General features: G+C 57.0%; 11 protein-coding genes. 7 read left to right on the plus strand and 4 right to left on the minus strand.

Annotated elements, in window-relative coordinates; translation table 11 throughout:
• Positions 1 to 137: 137 nt before the first annotated feature.
• From ACUZ9Q_RS00130 to ACUZ9Q_RS00145, 4 genes are all read left to right on the plus strand, one after another.
• On the plus strand, positions 138 to 1148 hold the full coding sequence (locus ACUZ9Q_RS00130; protein ID WP_192113432.1) for a TRAP transporter substrate-binding protein: 1011 nt from the start codon (positions 138 to 140) through the stop codon (positions 1146 to 1148).
• Positions 1149 to 1221: 73 nt separating this feature from the next.
• Complete coding sequence (locus ACUZ9Q_RS00135) at positions 1222 to 3081, plus strand: TRAP transporter large permease (RefSeq protein WP_192113433.1); 1860 nt, start codon at positions 1222 to 1224, stop codon at positions 3079 to 3081.
• Positions 3082 to 3128: 47 nt separating this feature from the next.
• Complete coding sequence (locus ACUZ9Q_RS00140) at positions 3129 to 3968, plus strand: amidohydrolase family protein (RefSeq protein ID WP_192113434.1); 840 nt, start codon at positions 3129 to 3131, stop codon at positions 3966 to 3968.
• Positions 3969 to 4237: 269 nt separating this feature from the next.
• Complete coding sequence (locus tag ACUZ9Q_RS00145; protein WP_449247110.1) at positions 4238 to 4996, plus strand: sulfite exporter TauE/SafE family protein; 759 nt, start codon at positions 4238 to 4240, stop codon at positions 4994 to 4996.
• Between the two features lie 24 nt (positions 4997 to 5020).
• On the opposite strand, the gene ACUZ9Q_RS00150 is transcribed toward ACUZ9Q_RS00145, so the two are convergent.
• The gene (locus tag ACUZ9Q_RS00150; RefSeq protein ID WP_227118107.1) at positions 5021 to 5698 is read right to left on the minus strand and encodes a response regulator; all 678 of its coding nucleotides are present in this window, start codon (positions 5696 to 5698) and stop codon (positions 5021 to 5023) included.
• Positions 5695 to 7329 (minus strand): ATP-binding protein, encoded by a 1635-nt coding sequence (locus ACUZ9Q_RS00155; RefSeq protein ID WP_192113437.1) that lies wholly within the window; start codon positions 7327 to 7329, stop codon positions 5695 to 5697. Before ACUZ9Q_RS00155 ends, ACUZ9Q_RS00150 begins: the two co-directional genes overlap by 4 nt.
• A 411-nt stretch (positions 7330 to 7740) precedes the next feature.
• Here ACUZ9Q_RS00155 and ACUZ9Q_RS00160 point away from each other — a divergent pair, with 411 nt between their 5' ends.
• Positions 7741 to 9255: an outer membrane homotrimeric porin gene (locus ACUZ9Q_RS00160; protein WP_449247111.1), complete on the plus strand. Its 1515-nt coding sequence runs from the start codon at positions 7741 to 7743 to the stop codon at positions 9253 to 9255.
• A 99-nt stretch (positions 9256 to 9354) separates the two neighbouring features.
• Here ACUZ9Q_RS00160 and ACUZ9Q_RS00165 read toward each other — a convergent pair whose 3' ends face one another.
• On the minus strand, positions 9355 to 10599 hold the full coding sequence (locus ACUZ9Q_RS00165; RefSeq protein WP_449247112.1) for an MFS transporter: 1245 nt from the start codon (positions 10597 to 10599) through the stop codon (positions 9355 to 9357).
• Between the two features lie 114 nt (positions 10600 to 10713).
• A complete protein-coding gene (locus tag ACUZ9Q_RS00170) occupies positions 10714 to 12489 on the minus strand; it encodes a methyl-accepting chemotaxis protein (RefSeq protein ID WP_449247113.1) in 1776 nt (591 codons plus the stop codon).
• Between the two features lie 434 nt (positions 12490 to 12923).
• Here ACUZ9Q_RS00170 and ACUZ9Q_RS00175 point away from each other — a divergent pair, with 434 nt between their 5' ends.
• Both ACUZ9Q_RS00175 and ACUZ9Q_RS00180 read left to right on the plus strand, forming a co-directional pair.
• Entirely contained in the window at positions 12924 to 15341 is a 2418-nt protein-coding gene (locus tag ACUZ9Q_RS00175) for a DUF4401 domain-containing protein (RefSeq protein ID WP_449247114.1), read from the plus strand.
• A complete protein-coding gene (locus ACUZ9Q_RS00180) occupies positions 15334 to 15963 on the plus strand; it encodes a GDYXXLXY domain-containing protein (protein WP_449247115.1) in 630 nt (209 codons plus the stop codon). The genes ACUZ9Q_RS00175 and ACUZ9Q_RS00180 overlap by 8 nt, the downstream gene beginning before the upstream one ends.
• The last annotated feature ends 23 nt before the right edge of the window (positions 15964 to 15986 follow it).

Raw genomic sequence — 15986 nt, forward strand, 5'->3', positions numbered from 1 at the left:
AATTAGCCATACGCACTTTTAGATCCTGATTTTTAATGGCACGCATTGTGCAAAACAAAAAAATCACAAAGCGGAGGCCTTTGATGAGGCCGTCCTGGTTTATGTTTTACAACCCCCTACAGAGAGTGAGGAGAAACATGCGTAAACTATTTTTTGCAACCGCTCTTGCGGCTACAGCCTGCCTCGGCATGAGCCTTTTTTCGCAAGATGCCTTTGCTGAAAAGCCGCTGACCCTGAGGCTGGGACACCCCATGGCTCCGGGCAATAACGTGACCGTAGGGTATGAAAAGTTTAAGGAACTTGTTGAGCAGAAAAGCAACAAGAAAATCCGCATCCAGATTTTCGGCAACTGCCAGCTTGGCAGCGACCGCGTGACCACAGAAGCCGCTCAGGCTGGCACGCTTGATATGTCTTCAAGCTCTTCGCCCAACCTTGCCAGTTTTTCCAAGGCCTTTATGGCCATCGATCTGCCCTATGTGACTGACCCCAAAAATCAGGACAAGCTCTACAAGGCCCTGGACGAAGGCGATCTTGGCAAGGCTCTGGACAAGGTTGCAGGCGGTATCGGCCTCAAGACCATCATGTTCAGCGAATACGGCTACCGCAACTTTGTTTCTGCCAAAAAGCCCCTGAACAGCGTGCAGGATCTCATGAACCTCAAGGTGCGCACCACGGATTCCCCCGTGGAAGTGGCCGTGGCCACCGAACTGGGTATGAACCCGGCTCCTGTGGCCTGGGGTGAAACCTACACTGCGCTCCAGCAGGGCACTGTAGATGCCGAGGGCAACACATTCTCCCTGCTCAACGATGCCAAGCACACTGAAGTGCTTAAGTATGCCATGGATTCACAGCACAACTATTCCATGCATGTGCTGCTGATGAACAAGAAGAAGTGGGACAGCCTCACCCCCGAACAGCAGAAGATCATCGCCGAAGCGGCTCACGAAGCTCTGGTATGGCAGCGCGCGGAGACCGTGAAGCTTGAAAAGCTGGCCTGGCAGGCCTTCCGTGACCGGGGCATCACCATCCACATGCTCACTCCCGAACAGCGTGAGGAACTGAAAAAGAAGACCGCTCCTGTGCGCGAAAAGTTTGCCAAGGAAATTCCTGCTGAGTTGCTGGAACTGATCGCCGCAACGCAGAAGTAGTTATTGTCGGGGGGCCGCCAGTTTTGCTGGCAGGCCCCCCAACAAGAGTTAGCACTCACCGACGGGGAAAAGCATGAACGCCACAGAAGCAAAAAACAGTCCTCTGCGCTGGCTGAACCAGAATTTTGAAAGCATTTTCATGGTCGCTGGCCTGATCAGCATTATTTTATTCATTACCTGGCAGGTTATTTACCGCTACATCATTACCCAGTTCATTGAACGTGCCGGTGCGGCTGTATGGACTGAAGAGCTTTCGCGGTATATTTTTATCTGGATTTCCTATCTGGCCGTTTCTGTGGCTATCAGAAAGCGCTCGTCCATCCGCGTGGACATGCTGTATGACCACCTGCCTCCCCGCTGGCAGCGCATCAGTTGGATAACGGTTGAAACGCTGTTTTTATGCCTTACAGCCACCATCGCATGGTTCGGCTGGGGGCAGATAGAACGGTTGCTGACATTTCCCCAGTACACAACTGCTCTGGGCATGCCCTATCTTGTGCCGTACCTCATTCTGCCGCTGGGCTTCGGCCTCATGTGCCTGCGGCTTTTGCAGTCGCTCTACGGCCAGGTGAAGGAGTGCGGCGCGCTTGATACGCTCATTGGTCTGGCCCTGACAGCGCTCATTGCTTCTCCCTGTTTTATCTTTGATTATATTGAGCCTCTGACGGCGCTTTTTGGATACTTTGTGGTTTTGTGCGCCATTGGCGTGCCCATTGCCATTTCGCTGGGGCTTTCCACCCTTGCCACCATCATAAGCGCAGACACCCTGCCTATTGAGTACATGGCCCAGGTGTCGTTTACGTCCATCGACAGTTTCCCCATCATGGCCATCCCGTTCTTTATCGCTGCGGGCGTGTTCATGGGCGCTGGCGGCCTTTCGCGGCGTCTGCTCAGCCTTGCGGACGAGATAGTGGGCGGTCTGTATGGCGGCATGGGCCTTACGGCCATTGTGACCTGCATGTTCTTTGGGGCTATCAGCGGTTCCGGCCCGGCCACGGTGGCGGCCATTGGCGCACTGACCATCCCTGCCATGATCGAACGCGGGTACGACAAGTATTTTTCTGCCGCCCTGGTGGCTGCTGCTGGCTGCGTGGGCGTGATGATTCCGCCAAGCAACCCCTTTGTGGTCTACGGCGTATCCGCCCAGGTTTCCATCGGCGATCTGTTTATGAGCGGCATCGTGCCGGGTATCATGACCGGTTTTGTGCTCATGGGCTACTGCTACTTCTATTCACGCAAGCAGGGCTGGCGCGGCGAAAACAAGGTGCGCAACCTGCATACCCTGGGCAAGGCCTCGTGGGAAGCCAAGTGGGCGCTCATGGTGCCTGTAATCGTGCTTGGCGGCATTTACGGCGGCGTCATGACGCCCACCGAGGCCGCAGCCATCGCCGCTTTTTACGGAATGATCGTGGGGCTTTTTCTCTACCGCGAAATGGATATCAAGACATTCTTCGCTTCATGCGTTGAATCGTGCGAAACCTCGGCCATTATCATTGTGCTTATGGCGATGGCCACGCTTTTCGGCAACATCATGACCATTGAGGATGTGCCCGGCACCATTGCCCGCGCCATCCTGGGCTTCACAAACAGCAAGATCGTCATCCTGCTGCTCATCAATATCCTTCTGCTTATTGTGGGCACCTTCATGGAGGCTCTGGCCGCCATTGTCATCCTTACGCCCATACTGCTGCCCGTTGTCACGGGTGTGGGCGTGTCGCCCCTGCATTTCGGCGTCATCATCGTCGTAAACCTTGCCATTGGCTTCATCACGCCGCCAGTGGGCGTCAATCTGTTTGTGGCAAGCGGCGTTGCCAAGGCCAAACTGGAAAAGATAGCAGGTATGGCCCTGCCCATGATTGGCCTCATGGTGATCGTGCTGCTCATCTGCACCTATATTCCCGAAGTGCCCCTTTGCCTTGTAGGCGGCAAATAACGCACTTGGGTTGTTGAACTCTGTAGCCAGTTCAGGAGAACTGCACAATGAATACCATTGATTTTCGTTTTCGTCCCAATACGCCGGAGATCATCAACGGCATCAAGAACAGCTCCATGTTCAAGGCTGCCTGTAAGGCCATTGGCTTTGACAAGCGCAAGCCCCAGCCGCTTGAGGATATTGTGGCCGATCTTGACCGGCTTGGCGTAGACCTTGGCGTCATCACAGGCCGCGACTGCGAAACGACCTACGGTTTCCCGGCCAATAACGGCAGCGTGCTTGAATTCTGCCGGGCCTATCCCAACAAGTTTGTGGGCTTCTGGGGCATTGACCCGCACAAGAAAATGGCGGCGGTGCGCGAGATTGAGCAGGTTGTGGCCGAATACGGCATGAAGGGCATTGCCATTGACCCCTATCTTGCCCATATCCCTGCCTCTGAAGCCAGGTTTTATCCCCTGTACTCAAAGTGTTGCGAACTGAATATCCCCGTATTCATCACCATGGCTCCGCCGCCGCAGGTGCCTGGGGCCATTCTGGAATACGCCGACCCCCGCGATGTGGACAAAGTTGCCCGCGACTTCCCCGAGCTTACGCTCATCATGAGCCACGGCGCATACCCCTACGTGAACGAGGCCGTGTACACCTGCCTGCGCAATGCCAACGTGTACATGGATATTTCGGAATACGAGCGCGCGCCCATGGTTGACGTGTATGTGCGCGCCATGAACGATCTCATTCCCGACAAGGTGCTTTTTGCCAGCGCCCATCCCTTTGTGGAGCTTGCTGACGCCCTTGATGCCTATATCCACTTTGACCTCACTGAAGAAACCCGGCGCAAGGTCATGTATGAAAATGCCCGCCGTGTGCTGGGGCTGGATCGGGCGTAACACCCTGATCCTCTGATAACTTTGGAGTCTGGCCGCCGCTACGGCAGTTCTGCCGTGCAGGCTGGTTGGCACGTGGAGGGCTGACCGCCTGGCGTGCTGCCAGACCCCATTTGGAGAAACCCTCTCCTCCTGCCGGGGGCCGGGCTAATGCCAGCCCGCCCCCGTTCACAGTCCGGCCTGGGCGTGTGCTGCGTCACGCCGGGTCGGGCTGTTATTGGGCCAGACTGATATTGGCCGGACAGGCTTCGCACTATTGTCCGGCGTCTGTTATGGGAGCCTTTATGCTTGCGGCGCTTGCGGTTTCGTCATTTCTGGTGGGCGCGCTTATTGGCGCAACAGGGGTGGGCGGCGTGCTGCTGATCCCGGCCATCATGTTTTTCGGCGGGCTTGGCACGCATGAGGCCATGGCAACGGCGCTGTTCAGCTTTCTGTTTGCGGGCATTGTGGCAACGGCGAGCTATCAGCGCTACGGCACCATTGACTGGCGGGTTACCCTGCCTGTGGTGGCGGGCAGCTTTTTGTCGGGTTATGTGGGGGCGTACGTGGGGGCGTATGTTCCGGCGCGCGGGCTCAACATTCTGCTGGCCTGCCTGATAATCTTTTCCAGTCTGTATTCCATGCTTCCGGCGCGCAAGGGCACGGGCATGGCACAACGGCTCAGTCCAAGGGGCAATACGGCGCTGCTCTTTGGTATTGGCATTTTTACGGGATTTTTGTGCGGCATGACGGGGGCTGGCGGGGGCATCATTTCCGTGCCGGTCATGCTGCTGTTCAGCTATGCGCCCTTGCAGTGCATTGCCACAAGCCAGGTTTTGCAAATGGTTATTTCTGTTTCCGGCTCTGCAAGCAACATGAGCAACGGCTTTATTTCCTATTCCACGGTCTGGTGGGTCACGGCCTGCGAGCTTGTGGGCATAGCCGTGGGCGCGCATATTGCACACCGTGTGCCTGTGAGCCTGCTCAAGCGCATGGTCAGCGGGCTCTGCATGGCCATAGGCCTGTTCATCGCATGGCGGGCGCTGGGCTAGGCCAGCAGCGGGCTTTTCTGCACTTTAGCCTTTCCAGTGATATCTGGTCACGGGCCTGCCGTGGCCGCCGTAATCTTTTTCGCTGCCCAGGCGGTCAGTCGCCGCAAGGTAGTCGAAATATTTTTTCAGCGATATGCGCGAAATGCCCGTGAGCGGCTCAATATCCTTGAGACTGAACGGGCCGGAACAGCCCTGCAGCACCTGTATGATGTTTTGCAGTGTGGTGGCGTCTATGCCCTTTGGGGTATCTGCCGGAGGCTGACCAGATTTTTTAATAAATATGCGCTTGTCCAGGATTTCTTGCGTGATGGGCACCTCGGGCGATGTGAGCAGCTGGCGCTTTTCGCGCAGTTGCTCAAGGGCGGCGCGGAACCTCTCAACCGTGAAGGGCTTGACGATATAGTCTGCAACACCCATGCGCAGGGCGTTGAGAATGTCGTCGCTGTTCTGCGCGGCGGTTATCATGATGACGTCTGTATTGAAAAAATTGGTCTTGATGATGCGCAGCAGTTCCATGCCGGTCATGCCGGGCATGAACATGTCGAGCAGCACCAGATCAATCTCTCCGGCGCGCAGCAGTTCCAGCGCGGCCTCGCCGGAGCTGGCCCTGCCTTCAAGGCAAAAGCCCTCTATTCCCTCAAGATACACTGCCGCCAGATCTGCCACCATGGGATCGTCTTCAACGATGAGCACGCGGATCATTCCTGTTCTCCTTGCGCCAGCGCAGCCACAGGAACACGCACGGTAAAGACCGTGCCGTGCCCAGGTTTTGCGTCGATTTCCACAGAACCGTCCATTTCTTCCAGCGTAAGCAGCAGCATGTAAAGCCCGATGCCCCTGTTTGACCCCTTGGTGGAAAAGCCCTTGGTGAATATTTTTTCCAGATGTTCATCGGAAATGCCGCGCCCGGTATCGGACACGCTGATAACAAGTTCGTCGCACCCGCCCGCCTGAGCCGGGATATTTTCGATATTCAGGGTAATCCTTTTTTCTACAGCGTAGATGGTGGCTTCAAAGGCATTGTCAATGAGGTTGCCCACCACCGTGACCAAGGCGTGCGATCCCTTGGGCGAAAGCGGGGGGATCACGCCGTGCCCCTCAATCACCAGTGTCACGCCCATTTCATGGGCGCGGCTGTACTTGCTCTCCAGAAAACCCGCAACAATGGGATCCTTGACCAGCGCGGCAATGGCGGAGGTTTCCAGTTTTTTGCTGCCGATGATCTGCTCGAGGTAGGCATCAAGCTCCGCGTGGCGGCCATTGCGCAACAGACCGGAAATGACGTGCAGCTTGTTGAGGTACTCGTGCGAGCGCGAGCGCAGCGCCTCAACATAATTGCTGAGGCCGGTGAGGCGTTCGGCCTGGGCGCGCACGTCCGTCATGTCGCGGAAGGTCGCCACCGCGCCGATTATCTCTCCCTGCACCAGAATGGGCACGCGGTTGGTCAGCACCACGCTGCTGTTGATATTCTGCTCCTGGTCGTACTCCGGCCTGCCTTCCCTGACCACGGCGTCAAGACGGGTGCCGGGGATGGCGCTTTGCACGGGCTGGCCCTCCAACGGGCCGAAAACGCCCGCCGAACGCAGGATTTTTTCGGCCATTTCGTTAACAAGCACCAGGGTACCGTCCTTGTTTACGGCGATAATTCCCTCGCGGGTGGTGCGCAGTATGGCGTTGCGTTCTTCAAGGAGCCGCGCGATCTGGTGCGGCTCCAGCCCGAAAAGAATTTTTTTAATGGTGCGTGAAAGCAGCACCGCCAGCACGATGCCAATAACCAGCGAGAGCGCCAGCAGCCAGCCAAGAGGCCCGGTCAGGCGCGCCACGCCCGCTTCAATATCGCTGGACAGAATACCCGCGGAAGCCGCGCCCAGTTGATTGCCCTGCGCGTCAAAAATGGGCCGGAACGCCCGCAGCGAAAATCCGAATGTGCCGCGCGCCGATGAAAGGTAGGACTGCCCTTCAAGGGCCTTGCCTTCATCGCCGCCCATAAAGTGCTGACCGATTTTTGCAGCGTCGGGGTGAAAAAGGCGGATGCCCTGCATATCTATCAGCACGATAAATTTTACGTCCGAGGCACGGGTGAGCGTTTCAAGAAAGGCGGTCATCTGTCTGTACGCCTCGGGCTGGCGGGTGCGCATGGCCTCCACCACCAGCGGCGATTCCGCCGCAAGCTGCGCCACGCTTGAAACGGTGTTTTCCGCATCCTCATAGCCGTACTTGCTGATAAAATAGGAACCAGCCAGATGCCCAAGCAGCATGGGCGGGCAAAGCGCCAGACTGACCATAATAACAAGCTTTACAAACAGGCTAGAATTTCTGATGGCGTGCAGCATGGCAAACCGATGAGGGCGGTCATGCTGGCGGGCAGACCGGATTGTGGCGGCGGCCCGTGGCTGGGCTCCGCCTGTGAGTGTGCGGCACAATTGCGGCAGGCGTGGGCTTGCCCGCCAGGAGCTATCATATCAGGTGCGTTGTGGGGCCGCAAATGGCGGCAAGCGCGCTGAAAACGGTTATTGCTGCCAGATTGGGAGTGCTGCCGCAAATGGCAACATTTTGAAAATATCCCCTGAAACCGCACAGGTGTAGCGCGCGGAGCCCACACGTTCCACGGCCAAGTAAAAAATAGTGTGGAAAAATATCACCTGCGGAGTTAGGAATGGCGACCCCCCTATGTGTGCAGATTTTGGAAGGCTGTTGCGTTGGTCATTGAGTTACTGAACCAGGAAACGAAGATGGAGCCGGGGATGAAGAAAATTGCAGTGTTACTTTTGGTAGCCGGGATGTTGTGCGCAGTGCCCGGGGGAGCAAGCGCCATTGATTTTTCGGCCAAGGGCCGTTGGGCTTATAATTTCAGCTACGGCCAGCACGGCAATTTTACCGAAGGCGGGAACAAAACGGGCTACAGCTCCGGTGAAGACGAATTTGAAGCCGCCCAGCAGGTTCGCCTGCAGCTGGACGCCAAGGCTTCTGAAAATCTTTCCGGCACGGTGCACTTTGAACTGGGCGGCTACAATCGCGGCATGATGCAATACTGGGGCGCCAGCAACAGCGGCGGCTCGCTGGGTGCGGACGGCAACTGGGTCAAGGTCAAGAACGCTTTTCTCGACTGGACTGTGCCGCAGACTGCCCTCAAGGTGCGCATGGGTATTCAGCCCATGCAGTTGCCCGACTACATCAACAACAGCCAGGTGCTGGCCGATGATGCGGCGGGCATCACCGCCTCCTACGCCTTTAATGAAAACGTGGGCGTGACGGCCTTCTGGGCGCGCCTTTTTAACGACAACACCACTGATGCAACCAACCGCAGCCCCGGCTACATGGACAACATGGACGCCGTGGGCCTGACCCTGCCCCTGACGCTTGACGGTGTAAGCCTCACGCCCTGGGGCATGTATATGGGCATTGGTCCGGCCATCAACTACAACAACGTCAAAAATTCCCAGATCACCAGCTATACCAGCGTAGCCTCCGCCGGTGGCCCCAAGGCCGGTCTGCTGCCCCTGTACGGCGGCTTCCACAAGAGCAAGCTCAGCGAATACGGCAATGCCATGTGGATGGGCCTGCCCGGTCAGGTGACGTTGTTTGATCCTTTTCGCGTGTCGTGGGATGTTGTTTACGGCTCCGTGCAGTATGACGATGCCGCCATGAACCGCGCAGGCTGGCTGGCCTCCCTGCTGCTCGAATACAAGCTGGACTGGAGCAGCCCTGGTCTCTACGGCTGGTACACCTCGGGCGACGACGACAATCTGGGCAACGGCTCCGAACGCATGCCCAACATTCACCCCAACAACCCCAACGACTTTTCGGAATTCGCCTTCCATGGCGACCCCATTGTGGGCCGCGACAGCATCGTGGGCAAATCCATGACAGGCACCTGGGGCATTGGCGCGCGGCTCAAGGATATGAGCGTTATCGACAACCTCAGCCATACCTTCCGCATCAACTACATGGGCGGCACCAACGACCCGGCGATCCTGAAAAAGATCAAAAACGCCAATGGAAGCTGGATGGCCCCCAATGATGGTTCCGTGCCAGGCCGCGAGGGTCTGTACCTGACCCGCAACGACAGCCTTGTGGAATTTGGCCTGAGCACCAAGTACAAGATGTATGACAACTTCACCATCTATGTGGAAACAAACTATGATGCGCTCTTCCTCGACAAGAGCGCATCCGTGTGGGGCAACAGCAAGATGAATGGCAAGAGCGACCGCAGCGCCGATGCCTGGAATACAGCCGTGACCTTTGTGTATCAGTTCTAGGCCTCGCACGGTCAGCACCTGACGCACCGCAAAAATAAAGCGCCCATGATTTCATGGGCGCTTTCGCTTTTATCGGGACGTGCAGACGGCAGATGCCGTTCATTCGGCGGCGGTGCGGCTCCGGCTCATAAGCAGAACAGGCACAATGCCCAGCGCGGCGACCGCTGCCATGAGCAGATAGACGGCCTCCATGCTCCACATGGAGGCAATGCCGCCAAACAGCACTGGCGTCAGCATGTTGATTATGCCGCGCCCGAAGGAATTGAGCGAAAAAATGGCGTCGTAGACGGTTGCGCCGCGTACCGGCTCCGTAATGATGGTCTGTATGACGGGCACGGTTCCCTTGGTCACAATGCCGATGGCCAGGGATATAATCACCGTCAGTATGAGATTGTTTGACTGAAGCAGGGCGCAAAGCAGCAGGGCAAGGATAATACCGGCGATAACAAAGATTTTTCGGGTGCCGAAAATATCTATCAGGCGTCCGCAGGCCATCTTGCCCACAAAGGAACCGAGGGTGAAGCCAAGAGCGAACGAACCGATGGTTTTGGCGTCTATGCCTTTTGCCACCAGCAGCAGGGGCAGAAAGGTAAAGATTCTGTCGTTGCTGAAAGCATTGAGCATGCTGGCAAGCATTGCCAGAAAGACATCCCGGTTTTTCAGTATGCTGAACCCGGCGAAAGGATTGCGCCTCGGGCGCGGGGGTGGGGCTGCCTCAGCACCGGGCAATGGATCAGAAGCGGGATTGCCCGGTTGCGTGCTGGCGTCTGCCGATGGGGATTTTTTTACGGCGGTGTAAAAGAGCCACAGGGCGGCGCACAGGGCCAGCACGCCATAGGCCAGGCAGATTGCCCGCCAGCCCGGCATGGTTCCCACAGAGTAGGCCGCCGCAAAGGCGGCAAAAGACACCAGCGGGATGCGCCCCACATCGCCAATGGCGGTAAAGTCGCTCATGACCCGGCCAAGGCTCTGCCTTTCAGTATTGGCCGTGATGTAGGAAAAAGAAATGTTATGAAAGGCGGCAAAGCCCGCCATTGCCAGCACAAAGCACGCCCCGGCGGTGATCATGCTGCCCGCAAAAGCCGCGCCCAGATAGCCAAGCCCGGCAAGACCTATAAGCAGGGTCACAGAGCCGTAAAAGCCGAACCGGCGCGAAAACAGGCCCGTGCCAAGGCCTACAGCAGTGCTCAGGGCCGCGCCCAGAGATACCACAAGGCCCACATCCGTTTCTCCACTGCCAAGGGCCAGCGCCATGAATGCCAGCACAACGGGAACGGAATCGAAAAGGCCGTCAATCAGGATGTGGTACAGATTCAGCATGATAAAGCGAGCGCGGGGTATCATGGGCAAGCTATACCGTTATGCCTGATACGCGTCCAGTTGCTTGCAATGGGGCAGTGCGCAAAAAAGCTCCCCAAAGGCAGCCATTGGGGAGCTTGCGATCTTGTGCGGGATTACTCAGGCGGTCTTGCTTTGCGCCTTCATGTCCTTTATGAGCTGATGTAATATCTGGGTCTGCTGCATGAGGTCAGATACCGCTGTGGCGGCCTGTTCCATTGCTTGCGCTGTTTCTGCGGAGATGGTGGCAATCTGCTCAACAGAACGGTTGATCTCCTCGCTGGTTGCGGACTGCTGCTCGCTGGCCGTGGCAATGGACTGAACCTGATCATTGACCTGATCCACAAAGCCGAGGATATTTTTCAGCGAGTCGCCAGAGTGGGCGGAAAGGGCGGCGGCGTTTTCAATGGCCTTGACCACGGTTTCCACGCTGGAAATATTTTTGCGCGTGCCAGCCTGAATTTCGTTCACCGCGCGGCCCACATCCTGGGTTGCCGTCATGGTTTTTTCCGCCAGTTTGCGCACCTCGTCGGCCACCACGGCAAAGCCGCGACCCGCATCACCTGCGCGCGCAGCCTCAATGGCGGCGTTAAGCGCAAGCAGGTTGGTCTGGTCGGCGATGTCTGCAATGATGTTCATGACCTCCCCGATGCCGTCTGCCTGTTTGCCCAGCACCGCCATGTCTTCGCGAATGGCAAGGGAGTGGGCGCGTACGTCTTCAATGCCTTTGACCGCCTTGTCTACAACTGCGGCGCCGTCCTGAGCCTGCCCGCGCGTCTCGGTAGAGGCGCTGGCAGCCCGTTGGGAGTTTCTGGCGACCTCAAGCACGGTGGCGTTCATTTCTTCCATGGCTGTGGCGGTTTCCCGCACCCGGCCTGACTGCTCGTCCGCGCCCCGGCTGGACTGCTCAACGCGCGCAGAAAGCTGCTCGGAGGCCGCAGTCACAACACCCGCCACGCTCTCAAGTCTGTGGATTGTATCCACAAGTTTGTTGCGGTTCTCTTCGACCTTTTGTCTGGCCTCGTGCGCTTCTTCTGCTGCGCGGGTGGCCTTGGCGACCTCCTGCTCGGCAAGCTGGCTTTTTTCTTCCGCAAAAGAAATTTTGCGTTTCAGCTCCACAAGCATGGTGCTGAGGCTCGTTGCCAGCGTGCCAAAGTCGTCCTTTCTCTTCATGGTCATTTCTGAATCAAGCGCGCCGTTGCTGATGTTTTTTGCAAAACAGATGCACTCCCTGAGCGGCTTGATAATACCCATGGCGATAGCCAGCGAGATCACCGTGATGAGCGCCAGACCGCAGATAAACATGGCGGTAAAGAAAATGCGCCCGGCTTCAACAACGCTGCGGCCCTCGTCCGAAACTTTTTTGGAATAGGCATCAAGCAGAATCGCAAGCTTGTCCACCACGGCCCGGTGCTTCTGATAGGCAGACGCAAGCTGGCTCAGGCAAATGCTTTCAGCTTCTGCCTTGTTGCCGTTTTGGAGTGCGGGTTTGAGCCTGGTTTCAAATATTTCAAAGATGGCATTCCCCGTGGGGTACAGTTCCTGATTGAGAATTTCCTTGATCTTTGGGTCAATAGCGCCGGAATGCCAGAGTTCGTATTGCTGCTGGAATGCTTTTTTATGCTGGGCAATGGAACCGTAAATTTTTTCAAGGCTTGCAGCATCATTGGTGTTAACTGTTTGCAATGCATCAAGATATGTTTCAACCACATAAAGCGGTGGAGGTAAAATATCGGCAAGCAAATCCTTGCTGTTTTCTATGGATTGATATGTTGTAGAACCAATTGATGTTTTTGATATCGTGTATGTTGAAATAACAAAAAGGGCAGTCATGCCCAGAAATACAGAAGCTATAAGAATGGTGAACTTTCTGGCAACAGAGATATTTTTCAGCATTGCCGTTCCCTCGCAGTTATATCATAGAATGACTGATGTGATGCTTGGTTCTAAACGGACGTGCAGGGAAAAACAATAGGGCCAGCAGACCCTCGCCAATAGAACAGCACAAAAAAGTAACATTTGCCTGTTGGGCACAAGGGCGTTTCCGCGCAATAGCTTGATATGATTGATATGATCAGCAGATATTGGAAAGGCTGTTTTGAACAGGGAGATGCCGTTCATGTCGTAAATTTTTGTAGGGGGAATCGCGCAGGCTTCTGTCAATGGGCGCATTGTCCGGGTGTTGCTTGATCTAGCGGCAGAATCGTATATCTGGCTATAATTACAGAGATATATTCCTGTTCTCCGGCAGAGGGTGTTTTGTTATGCTGCCTTTACGCTGATAACCGTCATTGCTTTTCAAGCCCCTGCGCACTGTTAGGAAGCCGCCCATGACCAAAATTGAAAATTCTGATCCTTCTGCAACGCCCAGCCACGCGCCAAACCATGTGGCAGGCCACGCACCAGATACTGCCCCATACACTGTGCCAGACCTCGCCCCCGGTGGCGGAGTGTTGCCGCCGCTGACCAAGGCCTCGCTCAATACCCTTTGCGATTCCGGGGTAATCAGCACTGTAGCATGGCAGCGGGCCGTGGAATTTTGCGGTTTCAGGCCGGACGGCAAGGCCTGGCTCGCCTATTGGCGGCAGATGTTTTTGCTGGGCGGGGCGCTGTTTTTTCTGGCGGGCATGATCTGCTTCATTGCCTGGAACTGGGGAGCCATGACGCCCTTTGCGCGCATGGCGCTCACGGGTGCGCTTGTGGCAGGGAGCGGCCTTGGGGCTGTGCTGCTGGGGCCGGATACTCGGCTGGGGCAGGTTTTGCTGCTGGCCTGCGGCACTGCAATGGGGCCGATGCTGGCGGTGTTTGGGCAGACCTACCAGACAGGGGCCGAGCTGTGGGAGCTGTTCAGGGTATGGACGGCGTTGCTGGTGCTGCTTGCGCTGGCGGGCAGGCAGGCCGGGCTGTGGTTTGCCGCGTGGATTTCAGCCAATATCTTTGCGGCGCTCTGGCTTGGGCGTAGCCTTTCATCGCCTCTTGATGCCTTGGGCCAGTTTTTTATGGTGCCGGAGTGGCTTGTTGCCATTGCCTGCGCCATTGCGTGCTGGGAGTGGATGGCCCGCAGGGCGGCAACCAGACTGCAACAGAATCTGGATGATGCCCCAGATAATCCCCAAGGCCAGAGCAAAGGGCAGAATGAAAGCCAAAGTAAAAACAAGGCCCATGCGCAGGCGTGGCTCTGCTCGCGCTGGATGCCCAGACTGCTCTTTTTTGACATGGTTTCCCGCACCACGTTTTTTCTGATCGCCACTATTTTTGACCTGTATTTCAGGGATGGGCAGATGCTCTGGCTTTCGCCCAATTTTGTTGTAGGTTTTGCCTTGGTCACGGCGGCTCTTTCGTGGTGGTGGTATCGCACCCGGCAACCCGACCTTTTCATGCTTGCGACCCTTCTGGCAGCGGGCGCGGCAGTGCTGCTTTCCGCTCTGGCGGAAGCGGAGCTGTTTTTCAGCGCCGGAAGCATGGCAACCTTTTTGCTGTGGGGTTTGCTTGTCACGGGCGTGAATGCGGGGCTGGCAAAGATACTCCTGCACCTGCAACGCAGCATGATGACGTCCCCCCGGCAGGAGGCCGAAACCGTGGCCTTTTTTCCTTCAATCCTTGCCCGCGCCACTGCCGGGAATAACTGGCAAACGCTGTGGGCGCACTTGCAGGCGGGCGCTTTTGTGCCTCTCAATCAATCGTTGTCTGACGCATTGGGCAGGCTGGGGGCGCAACCCTCCCCCTGGTATGTCAGGGGCATGCTTGCCTTTGGCGGATGGATGGCGGCGGTTTTCTTTATCGTCTTTTTTGGATTTTTGCTTTTTGAGAGTCTGGGGATCAGCTCCAATGAGGAACTGACAGTTTTTGCGGCATCTGTGCCGGTGCTGCTTATGGGGCGGGTGCTGCTGGCAAGGCAGCAGTTGTTTGCCCGGCACTTTGGCTTTGCCTTGGTGATTGCCGGAACTGTCGGGCTTGCCATTGCCCTGTGCGCCAGCATCAGGCCCGAAGGTTTGGCCTGTCTTGCGCTGGCGGGGGTGCTTTTGGTTCTCGGCATCCTCATGGGCAATGCTGGCTACGCAGTGCTGGCGGCGGTGGTGATCGGCAACTCAGTGGCGCTGGGGATTGCGTTCTTTTACGGGTATGCGCGCAATGGTTTTGCCGCCTCCGAAATAGGCGGCGCGGTGGAGCTGCTTTCGTTGTGGTGGGCGCTGGTTTGCGCGGGGCTGGCCTGCTATTGCCTGCGTGAACACAGGTGGCGCGGCACGGCACGTGGCAAAGTGGCGGAAGGGTGGTTTTACGGCTTTTACGCTTCTGTGCTGATTTTTGAGATGTTCACCCTTGCCCCGGCGTACAGCCTCGCCAGCGATATGGGTTTGCCCGGTCTGGCTACGGGATATTTGGGGCTTGCCCCGGCTCTGGCTGTGGCCGCGCTGGCATTCTGGTTAGGCAAAGGCGCGGGCAGGCCCGCCCGGCTGCTCACAATGGCTGGCATGCCCCTTGTGTTTGCGGTGTCGTGGTATCTGCCGGGGGCGGGGTTGGCCCTTTTGGGGCTGACGCTGGCAAGGCGGATGGGCAGTGTGGTGATGCAGGGTTTTGTGCTGGCGTATCTCTTCGCCTACATGGTTTTTTATTACTACAGTCTGGCTGTGCCGTTTTCGCAAAAGTCCATCTATCTGATGGCAACAGGCCTTGGCCTGCTGGCGCTGGCCCTGATTCTGCGGCTATGGCAGGCAAAAGCTGCGGCGCGGGAGGCAGCCCATGCGTAAGCTCTATATTCTTGCGGTATTGGTTTTGTTTTTGGGCGGCTACGGCCTTTCCGTATACCGCATGGAAACCGTGCTGGCGGAGGGCAAAACAATCCTGCTGCCCCTTGCCCCGGTTGACCCTCGCGCGCCGCTCATGGGCGACTACATGACCCTGCGTTATGTGGTGAACAACGATATTCGTAATGCACTGCGAAGGCAGAGCGCCGCACAGAGCGCGGCCCAAAAGGCTGCTCAAATGAATGCGGAAAACGCGGCGCCGGAGGCTGGAGCTTCGGGCAATGCGGCAAACGGTGGAGGCACGGATGGCAGTGCCAGTTCCCCCACTGCGAGCGCAAACAGCCGCAATACACATGATGAAAGCAGGAACGCGGAAGGCTTTGCCGTGCTGCGCATTACCAATGACCCATTGCCGCACGCGGCATCATTTGTGCGCCTGGACGATGGAAGCCCCCTGCAAGCCGATGAATTTCTGCTGGCCTACAGGCTGCGCGGCTACGAAGTTCTCACCGCCGCCACGGCCTTCTATTTTCAGGAGGGAACCGCCCATCAGTATACAGGCGCTAAGTTTGGTGTGTTTAAGCTCGCGCCAGACGGCAAGACCCTGCTTGTGGGGCTGAGGTGAGGGGGATGTGTTGGCTCTCCTAC

It is taken from the genome of Desulfovibrio desulfopostgatei (genome assembly GCF_053570645.1).